1 pseudogene (running past one end of the window) is annotated in these 657 nt (G+C 37.0%); it reads left to right on the top strand.

What is annotated here, in order from left to right:
- Positions 1 to 258: 258 nt before the first annotated feature.
- Positions 259 to 657: pseudogene (locus tag COX77_04540) on the top strand (hypothetical protein) (it continues 24 nt past the right edge of the window).

The following is a 657-nucleotide window of genomic DNA, read 5'->3' as shown; positions in this document are numbered from 1 at the left end:
GTCGTCATCATCTTAATCGGTGGTTTTATGTGGATGACTGCTGGCGGTAACGAAGACAAAGTAACTAAAGGCCGTAAGTATATCATCAATGGTGCTATTGGCCTCGTGATCGTACTTGGCGCTTTCTCCATTGCCACTTTCGTTATCAGTCAAATCAACGGTTCTATTCGTTAAGACTTTGAGTTTGTCAGATATTTATAGTCTAGACTATAGTGGGTCAGGGTATGATAATTGACCCACTAAGGTGTGGAATATAAAATGTTAAAAGTCAGCACAAAAATTAAAGGAGGAGTGACTATTTTGATAATAGTCGCTTTATTTTGTTTATTGGGATCAAGTGTTTTGGCTAGTGTTGATGATGCTATAAAAGGTTTAAACACAACGGCCGCTGGTGCTGGTTTTAAAACAGATAAAACTGATGTTAAAACAATTATTGCTGATTTAATACCACAGCTCCTTGGTTTTTTGGGTATTATTTTTATGTTATTAATAATTATTTCTGGTTTTCAGTGGATGACTGCTGGTGGCAATACCGACAAAATAAATAAAGCCCGACAAAGAATTATCAACGCCAGTATTGGTTTAGCAGTTGTGATGTTGGCCTATGCTCTGACCTCGTTTGTTTTGGGTCAATTAATTAATCTTGGTGGCGTAAAA

This window comes from Candidatus Komeilibacteria bacterium CG_4_10_14_0_2_um_filter_37_10 (assembly GCA_002793075.1).
GTDB lineage: Bacteria > Patescibacteriota > Patescibacteriia > UBA1558 > UBA1558 > UM-FILTER-37-10.
Note: the sequence above shows the minus strand (reverse complement) of the source record. Positions and strands in the feature narration are given on the sequence as shown.